The 8,377-nt window shown below is 70.7% G+C and carries 9 protein-coding genes; all 9 read right to left on the bottom strand.

All coding sequences use genetic code 11. The features are described from left to right. Nucleotides 1-840 (bottom strand): hypothetical protein (locus VME70_11090; GenBank protein HTW20744.1); only part of this gene is annotated, 840 nt, incomplete at its 3' end. Nucleotides 841-981: 141 nt separating this feature from the next. After that, nucleotides 982-1,920 (bottom strand): DivIVA domain-containing protein, encoded by a 939-nt coding sequence (locus VME70_11085; GenBank protein ID HTW20743.1) that lies wholly within the window; start codon nucleotides 1,918-1,920, stop codon nucleotides 982-984. A 45-nt stretch (nucleotides 1,921-1,965) separates the two neighbouring features. Then, nucleotides 1,966-2,250: a YggT family protein gene (locus tag VME70_11080; GenBank protein HTW20742.1), complete on the bottom strand. Its 285-nt coding sequence runs from the start codon at nucleotides 2,248-2,250 to the stop codon at nucleotides 1,966-1,968. A 36-nt stretch (nucleotides 2,251-2,286) separates the two neighbouring features. Continuing rightward, entirely contained in the window at nucleotides 2,287-2,784 is a 498-nt protein-coding gene (gene sepF, locus VME70_11075; protein HTW20741.1) for a cell division protein SepF, read from the bottom strand. Nucleotides 2,785-2,849: 65 nt separating this feature from the next. Beyond that, a complete protein-coding gene (locus VME70_11070) occupies nucleotides 2,850-3,578 on the bottom strand; it encodes a YggS family pyridoxal phosphate-dependent enzyme (protein HTW20740.1) in 729 nt (242 codons plus the stop codon). Then, entirely contained in the window at nucleotides 3,575-4,366 is a 792-nt protein-coding gene (pgeF, locus tag VME70_11065; GenBank protein HTW20739.1) for a peptidoglycan editing factor PgeF, read from the bottom strand. Before pgeF ends, VME70_11070 begins: the two co-directional genes overlap by 4 nt. Nucleotides 4,367-4,405: 39 nt before the next feature. Continuing rightward, on the bottom strand, nucleotides 4,406-5,578 hold the full coding sequence (ftsZ, locus tag VME70_11060) for a cell division protein FtsZ (GenBank protein ID HTW20738.1): 1,173 nt from the start codon (nucleotides 5,576-5,578) through the stop codon (nucleotides 4,406-4,408). A gap of 288 nt (nucleotides 5,579-5,866) precedes the next feature. Next, complete coding sequence (murC, locus tag VME70_11055; protein ID HTW20737.1) at nucleotides 5,867-7,291, bottom strand: UDP-N-acetylmuramate--L-alanine ligase; 1,425 nt, start codon at nucleotides 7,289-7,291, stop codon at nucleotides 5,867-5,869. After that, nucleotides 7,288-8,364: an undecaprenyldiphospho-muramoylpentapeptide beta-N-acetylglucosaminyltransferase gene (murG, locus tag VME70_11050; protein ID HTW20736.1), complete on the bottom strand. Its 1,077-nt coding sequence runs from the start codon at nucleotides 8,362-8,364 to the stop codon at nucleotides 7,288-7,290. The genes murC and murG overlap by 4 nt, the downstream gene beginning before the upstream one ends. Nucleotides 8,365-8,377: the final 13 nt, after the last annotated feature.

The raw sequence follows: 8,377 nt of genomic DNA, 5'->3' as shown, positions 1-8,377 counted from the left end.
TGCCGCCGGAGTCGAGCGCTGCGCCGGGCGGCTCGGCGGGTTGGTCCTGCGAGCCTGCGCGCCGGCCGGAGCCGATCGCGGCGCCTTCTTCTTGGCAGCCGTCTTCGCCGGTGCCGCCTTCTTGGCAGCCGTCTTCGCCGGTGCTGCCTTCTTGGCAGCCGCCTGCTTGGTCGGCGCTGCCTTCTTGGTCGGCGCTGCCTTCTTCGCAGCCGGCGCGGCCTTCTTGATCGGTGCAGCCTTCACCGGCGCGGCCTTCGCAGCCGGCGCGGCCTTCTTGACCGGCGCCGGGGTGGCTCGCTCGGATTGCCGGTCCGGTGCGGGCTGCGGCGCGGGCGCCGGCCGCGCGACCGGCGTCATCGGCGTGGCGCTGAGCGACGATCCGGAGCGCAGCCGCTCGATCGCGCTGTCGGCAGGCCCGGACTCCTGCGCTTCACTGCCGGGCGGCAGGTCTGAGGCCGGCTCGATCACGGGGACCGCAGGCGCCGGCACGGGGGCCTCGCTGACCCCCGTCGAAGGCTCCGGCGGCCGGGCGGGCCGCGCGAGCGGTTCGGTGATCTGCTCGCCGGATGGTTCGTTGACCATCGGAACGACGACGACATCGGACTCGCCCTCGTCGGTGAAGCGTCCGGCTCCGGGCCGAACGCCGCCCGTCGGCTCGCCCGCGTCCGCGACGTCGGCGGGCAGCTCGATCCGGTGCCGGACCGACAGCCACAGCGTGATGATGGCGGGAATGCTGGCCGCGATCGACGCCCACACCCAGTGCAGGCTCATCGACGGCAGCAAGCCGACGATCAGCAAGATGACCGCGACGAACAGCAGCACCCCGCTGGCGACGATCACGTGGTCAGCTCCGTTTCGGTGGTGCGGTCGGGCGCACGATCAGGCCGCAACGTCGCCGACGACTTGGCACCCGCACGAGCGATTCTAGTCAGCGGGAGTTGATCGGCTCCGGTGCGTGAATGGCCCGCGCGGCCGAGGTGTTCAGTGCGCGGAGTCGTCGGTCTCGCCATCGTCGGCCTGCGAAGGCGGACCCGACGGCACGTCGCTGTCGGCGTCCACGTCGGTCGAGAACGGCTCACCTGACGCACCGGCCGGGGGTGTGAACAGCTCCGGTGAGTCCTGGGGTGAGGCCGGCACCGGTGCCGAGCTGAACGGTCCACCCGGTGCGGAACCCGATGCCGGTGGCGCAGGAGGCGCCGCCGGCGGAGCGGCCGGAGCAGGCGGCGTGGGTGGCGTAGCCGCCGACGTGCCGGTGGCGCCGGCTGACGGGGTCGCAACCCGCGGGACACCGAGCGCACCGGTATCCGGCGCAGCCGGGGTCGCGCCGCCCGGTGCACTCGCGGCCGCCGGCGCAGCCGGCGACGACGTACCGGTAGGCGCAGCGCCGGGTCGCGAGGGCGCGCTGAGCAAGGGCGAGGCCGCGCTCTCCAGCTTGTCGACCTCCTTGAGCTGGCCCTCGAGATAGGCCCGGATGCGGGTGAGGTGGTCACGCTCGAAGCCACGCAGCTCGTTGAGCTTCGCCTCAAGGGCCGAGCGGCTGCGCTCGAACTCGGCGAGCTTCGCGGCGTGCTCGGTCTTCGCGTCGCGTTCCAGCGTTGCCGCGTGTGACCGCGCCGAGGTCAGCAGCTGGTCAGCCTCTGCTCGTGCCTGCGCAACCGCCTCCTCCGCCGTCCGCTGGGCCATCGAGAGCGTCCGCAGCGCCGCTTCGTTCGGGTCCTCGCGCGGAGGTTCCGGCGCCGCCGGTGCCGGTGCCGCCGCGGCCGGGGGTGCAGAGCGCAGCGCCTGGTTCTCGGCGAGCAGGCGCCGCAGCTCCGCCTCGACCTCGTCGAGGAAACCGTCGACCTCATCCTCGTCGTAACCGGCCTTCAGCCGCGTGGTCGTGAACCTCTTGTTCTGAACGTCTTCAGGAGTGAGCGGCATCGATGGTCACCTCAAGTGGTGGGAGCGTCATGGTCGGGTCCGGCATCAGGTGTACGACGAGATGACGTCGATAAGAACATACGCGGATATGAACAACACGATGAAGGACAGGTCGAGCGCGAACCGGCCGAGCCGAAGCGGCGGGATCACCCGGCGAAGCGCACGAAGCGGCGGGTCGGTCACGCTGTAGGCGAGCTCGAGCAACGCGGCCCAGATCCCGGTGGGACGGAAGCTCCGCGCGAAGTACATGACGTAGTCGATGATGAGCCGCAGCAGCAGCAACGCGACGAACGCGTAGAGCACATAGATCGCGATGATTGCCGCAATCACGGTGCCGCCAAACGTCGATGGCCGATGTGGACGCGGTCAGCTCTGATTGAAGAAGCCGGCTCCGGCGATGCGCGACTTGTCCTCGGCGGTGATCTCCACATTGGCGGGAGTGAGCAGGAACACCTTTTGCGTGACCCGCTCGATGCTTCCGCGCCGGCCGAAGACCAAGCCGGCGGCGAAGTCGACCAGCCGTTTGGCGTCCGAGTCGTCCATGTCGGTGAGGTTCATGATCACCGGAGTGCCGTCCCTGAAGTGCTCGCCGATGATGCGGGCCTCGTTGTAGTTGCGCGGATGCACCGTCGTGATGCGGTAGGCATCCAGCGTGTCGACCGGCTCGTGCCGGGCGACCGGCTGACGCTCCATCACTTCGTCGGGGCGGGTCACGCGAAGCGTCGGCTCCTCTTGTCGCCGGACCACGTGAGTCCGGTCATCGAACGCAGCACCATCCTCGTAGCCGTCGTCGTAGGCGCCATCGAGCTCTTCGTCCTCCACGAGCCCCAGGTAGACGGCCATCTTGCGCATCGCGCCGGCCATGTGACGTCCTCCGGTTTCTCGGGTCGCTCGACGGCCTGCGGTGCCCGGCAGACCTGTGAGGAAGGCTAGCCGACCACCCCGCTGCGCGGGCCGAGCAACGCCGATCCGATCCGAAGGTGTGTCGCGCCGTGCCGGATCGCGGACTCGAAGTCACCGGTCATCCCCGCCGAGACGATCGTTGCGGCCGGATGAGTTCGTCGCAGCTGCCGTGACACCTGCGCAAGTTGCTCGAACGCGTCATCGCTGGACCCACCGAGCGGAGCGACCCCCATCACCCCGCCGAGGCGGAGCGGCTCGACGCCGGCGATCCGGTCGGCGAGCTCCGCAACCGCGCGCGGCGAAGCACCACCTCGACCCTCGTGCTCGGCCGCCGAGGGGTCGAGCGACACCTGGATCAAGGCGGTCAGGCTGCGCCCGGCGCTGTCGGCGGCCCGCGCCAACGCGTCGGCCAGCTCGAGCCGGTCGACCGAGTGCACGACGTCGGCGTACTTCGCGACCGACCCGCTCTTGCGCCGCTGCAACTGGCCGACGAAGTGCCAGCGCAGACCGAGGCCGCCGCATTCGTCATGCTTCGGTGCGGCCTCCTGATCGCGGTTCTCTCCGATATCCGTGACGCCGAGGCCGGCGAGGATCGCGATGTCACTAGCCGGAAACGTCTTCGTCACCGCGATCAGAGTCAGCTCTGCCGGGTCCCGTCCGGCGGCCAGGCACGCCGCGCTGATGCGCGCGTTGACGTCGGCGAGGTTGGCGGCGATCTCGGCCGCACGGCGCGGGTCGGGCGTCGGGCCGGTCATCGCACTGCCTGCTGCGCGATCACCGCGGCGAACCGGCCGGTGCGGCCATCGCGGCGGTAGGAGTAGAAGCGCGGATCCTCAATGGTGCAGAGACGGGACGCCGCGACGGCGCCCACTCCGAGGCCACGAAGGATCTCGGCCGCGCCGGCGGGCAGGTCGAGCGCGGGCGTGCCAGACCGCGTCGTACTCGCAGTGCCGGGTACGACGGCAGCCACCTCGGCCTGCATCTCCTGCGGCACCTCGTAGCAGCCTCCGCACACCGCCGGGCCGACCACCGCAACCATGTCGGCGGGGCGGGCGCCGGCTGTGGCCATCGTCTGCATCGCCGCTTGGATGACCCCTGCAGCGAGTCCGCGTCGCCCGGCGTGCACCGCACCGAACATTCCCGTGCGCGGATCGGCGAGAAGGACGGGCACGCAGTCCGCGACCAGGACGCCGACCGCCAGCCCGGCCGCACCGCTCACGAGCGCGTCTACGGCCGGCTCACCAACGTCGTTTGAATCGCCGACGCGGGCGAGGTGTACATCCGCGCCGTGTTGCTGGCGTGGCAGGACCAGTCGCGGAACTCCGAGCCAGTTCGCAACCAGGCGCCGGTTGGCACCGACGAGTGCTGGGTCGTCCCCCACGCCCAGACCGAGGTTCAGCGCGGCCCACGGTTGCGAGCTGATGCCTCCGCCGCGTGTGGTGAAACCGCCGACGAAGCCCGCGGGGAGTTCGGCAAGCACCGGCTCGAACGCTCCGGCGCCGATCGAACCCGATCCGGCCGAACCGATATCTGCGCCTGCCACGGGTCGACGCTAGCGAGCCGGTCAGGGCTCGCCGCGGCCCTACTTCAGGAAGTCGGGGACGTCGAGGTCGTCGCCGTCGTCGAAGACGATGGTGCGCCGTGGCGGCTCCGCCCGCCCGCCGGCCCGGCTGGCCGCCGGCACCCGCGCCGCGACCGGTGGGTCCGTGATGTCCACGGTCTGCTCGACCGGGGTCTCCTCGTTCGCAACCTCGACCTTGGGCTCGCGTACTGACGCCCGCCGGGGTTCGGTCGTGCGCGCGCGAGGAGCGCCGCCGTCGAACCCGGCGGCGATGACGGTGACCCGCACCTCGTCGCCGAGGGCGTCGTCGATGACCGCACCGAAGATGATGTTGGCGTCGGGGTGTGCGGCATCCGCGACCAGCTGCGCCGCCTCGTGGATCTCGAACAGTCCGAGGTCGCTGCCACCCGAGACGTTCATCAGGACGCCGTGCGCACCCTCGATCGACGCCTCGAGCAGCGGGCTGGCGATCGCGCTCTCGGCGGCGACCAGCGCCCGGTCGTCGCCGCGCGAAGAGCCGATGCCCATCAGCGCGGACCCTGCCTCGGACATGACCGACTTCACGTCGGCGAAGTCGAGGTTGATCAGGCCCGGTGTGGTGATCAGGTCGGTGATTCCCTGGACGCCCGACAGCAGGACCTGGTCGGCAGAGCGGAACGCATCCAGGACGCTGACTCGCTTGTCGCTGATGGAGAGCAGCCGGTCGTTCGGAATGACGATCAGCGTGTCGACCTCCTCGCGCAGCGAGGCGATGCCTTCCTCTGCCTGGGTGGCGCGCCGCTTGCCCTCGAAGGAGAACGGTCGGGTGACCACACCGATGGTGAGCGCTCCGAGCTCTCGCGCGATCCGCGCGACGACCGGCGCTCCGCCGGTGCCGGTCCCACCGCCTTCCCCGGCGGTGACGAACACCATGTCGGCGCCCTTCAGCACCTCTTCGATCTCATCGGTGTTGTCGTCGGCCGCCTGGCGTCCGATCGCCGGGTCCGCTCCCGCGCCGAGCCCTCTGGTCAGGTCGCGACCGATGTCGAGCTTCACGTCGGCGTCGCTCATGAGCAGCGCCTGGGCGTCGGTGTTCACCGCGATGAACTCGACACCCCGAAGGCCCACCTCGATCATCCGGTTGACGGCGTTGACGCCGCCGCCGCCGATGCCGACGACCTTGATCACGGCCAGGTAGTTCTGCGGTGCTGCCACGAGCGTGCCTTCCTTCATCGGTACTGCGCGAGAACCGCCACCGCCGATGACCCGGGGAAGGTGTCATCGACGGTTGTGACGGGTGGAGCGGTGCCTTTCGGCTCGTACCCAACCCTCAGGCTCTACTAGATGGTTGGAGTTATGCCGTCCTGAACTGCGGGGACACTAAGCCGCACGCTTCCGCGCGGTCAAGGCGGCCAGCCTCATCCCCGCGTAATCCTACAGAAGATCACTCTTGCAGAAGTCTCGATGTCAGCAGAAGGCCGAGTGATCTCGCTCGGTCGTGCGTCAGCCGGTCGCCGCCGAGAGCAGGTCGAGCAGCGCCGGGCCGATCATCGTGACGTCCCCCGCGCCGATCGTCACCACGACGTCGCCCGAGCGGGCGAGGCCGGCCACCAACCCGGGGACGGCCGACCAGGAGGGTTCGAAGAACACCTGGTTGGCGGGAAGCGGCACGGCTCGGGAGACCAGCGCGCCGGTGACGCCGGGCACGGGGTCCTCGCGGGCCGGATACACGTCCATCACGACCACCAGGTCGGCCGCGCCGAGCGCGGCGCCGAACTGGTCCGCGAAGATCTGGGTCCGGCTGTACAAGTGCGGCTGGAAGACCGCGATCACCCGGCCCGAGCCGGCGACGCCCCGAGCCGCGCTCAGCGCCGCGGCGGCAACCTCGGTCGGGTGGTGGGCGTAGTCGTCGTAGACCCGCACGCCTCCCCCGACTCCTTTGAGCTCGAACCGGCGCCGGACCCCGGCGAAGTTGGCCAGGCCGGCGGCCATCTGCGCGAACGGCAGGTCGAGGGCCAGCCCGAGCCCGAGCGCACCGGCCGCGTTCAGGGCGTTGTAGGCACCGGGAACGGCGAGTTCCACCTTGCCCAGCCGCCGGCCGTCGGCGACCACATCGAAGGTCGATCCGGGTCCCGACAGCTCGAGCGCATCGACCCGGATGTCGGCCGTTTCCGCCTGGCCGAAGCTTCGCACGTGTAGCCCGCGACGCCGCCCGACCGCGACGAGCCGGCGGGCGCCGGAATCGTCCGCACCGACCAACAGAATCCCGTCCGGCTCGATCCGTTCGACGAACGCCGCGAATGCCGCCTCGACGGCCGACGGGTCTCCGTAGTTGTCGAGGTGGTCGGGTTCGACGTTCGTGATGATCGCGGCGTACGGCGAGAGCAAGAGGAACGAGCGGTCGCTCTCATCCGCCTCGGCGACGAAGTACATCCCCGTCCCGTGATGCGCGTTGGAGCCCGGCTCGTTCAGGTCGCCGCCGATTGCGTAGCTCGGGTCACGGCCGCAAGCATGCATTGCCACGGTGAGCATCGATGTCGTCGTGGTCTTGCCGTGGGTTCCCGCAACGGCGAGCCCGGTCCTTCCTGCCATCACCGAGGCGAGCGCGGCGGCTCTGGGCAGCACCCGAACACCGCGATCGCGCGCGGCCACGAGCTCGCTGTTGTCCTGGCGGATCGCGCTCGACACGACCAAGGTGTCGATGCCGGTCAGGTGCGCCGGGTCGTGACCGATCTCCACCGTCGCGCCGAGCGCCCGCAGCGGCGCGAGCACCGTGGACTCCTTCGCATCGCACCCGGTGACCGCGACGCCGCGGGCCAGCAGGATCCGCGCGATACCGCTCATGCCGGCTCCCCCCACACCCATCAGGTGCACGCGGCCGAGCTGCTCGGCGGCGGGAAGGTCGGGGACCGGCTCGACGAGTGTCATCGCCGGCCCGCAGCGACGCGCACCAGCTCTGCCAGCTCCCGGTCGGCATCGAGCCGGCCGAAAGTCGCGGCCGATCGGCCCATGGCGAGCAACCGGGCCGGATCGTCCAGCAACGGCAACAGGTTCGCCCGCAGCCAGTCCGGCCCGAACTCCGCGTTGTCGACGATCAACGCGCCGCCCGCCTGCTGCACCGGCTCGGCATTGAGCCGCTGCTCGCCGTTGCCGATCGGCAGCGGCACGAACACCGCCGGCAGGCCCAAGGCGGTGACCTCGCTCACGGTGTTCGCGCCCGACCGGCCGACGACGACGTCCGCCGCGGCGTAGGCAAGGTCCATGCGGTCCACATACTCCCGCACAACGTATGCCGGGTTCGGTGTCGCGAGCCGGACCGACTTTCCGGTCCCGCAAATGTGCAGCACCTGCACGGCTCGCGCAGCCAGGTCCCCCTCGATCGAGGGGAACACGTCATTGAGGCGCTGCGCACCCAGCGAGCCACCGACGACGAGAACGGTGGTGCGGTCGGGGTCAAGCCCGAAGGACCGACGTGCCGGCGCGCGTTCTGCCGCGCGGTCGAGCCCGGTGATCTCTGCGCGCAGCGGCAGCCCGGTACGCACGGCGTGCGGCAGCCGGGTGGCCGGAAACGTCACGGCGACCCAAGGGGTCAGCCGGGCGCCCAGCCGGTTGGCGAGGCCGGGCCGGCTGTTCTGCTCGTGTACGACGATCGGGATGCGCGCGCGCCGCGCAGCGAGATACGCGGGAGCGGCGACGTATCCACCGAACCCCACGACGACATCGGCCTGCACCTCGGCCATCGCGGCGCGCGCGCCGCGCACCGCCGCAGCCAGGTCCCCGGGCAGCCGGACCAGGCGCAGCGATGGGCGTCGAGGCAAGGGAACGCGCGGAATCTCGTACAGCGAGTAGCCGCGCGCAGGCACCACCCGCGCCTCGATCCCGGTCGCCGTACCCAAAGCAAGGACCCGAGTCGACGGATCGTCACTGACCAGCCGGTCGGCGAGGGCCAGCAATGGCGACACGTGCCCCGCGGTGCCGCCGCCGGCCAGCAGCACGTTCATCGTCGACCCGCAA

The sequence above is a fragment of the Mycobacteriales bacterium genome (assembly GCA_035504215.1).
GTDB lineage: Bacteria > Actinomycetota > Actinomycetes > JAFAQI01 > JAFAQI01 > DATAUK01.
This window is presented reverse-complemented; position numbering and strand designations above follow the sequence as displayed.

Excerpts from the sequence above, each read along its gene's own strand:
- VME70_11085 (HTW20743.1), bottom strand. The coding sequence starts at position 1,920 with ATGCCGCTCACTCCTGAAGACGTTCAGAACAAGAGGTTCACGACCACG.
- sepF (HTW20741.1), bottom strand. The coding sequence starts at position 2,784 with ATGGCCGGCGCGATGCGCAAGATGGCCGTCTACCTGGGGCTCGTGGAG.
- VME70_11070 (HTW20740.1), bottom strand. The coding sequence starts at position 3,578 with ATGACCGGCCCGACGCCCGACCCGCGCCGTGCGGCCGAGATCGCCGCC.
- murC (HTW20737.1), bottom strand. The coding sequence starts at position 7,291 with ATGACACTCGTCGAGCCGGTCCCCGACCTTCCCGCCGCCGAGCAGCTC.
- murG (HTW20736.1), bottom strand. The coding sequence starts at position 8,364 with ATGAACGTGCTGCTGGCCGGCGGCGGCACCGCGGGGCACGTGTCGCCA.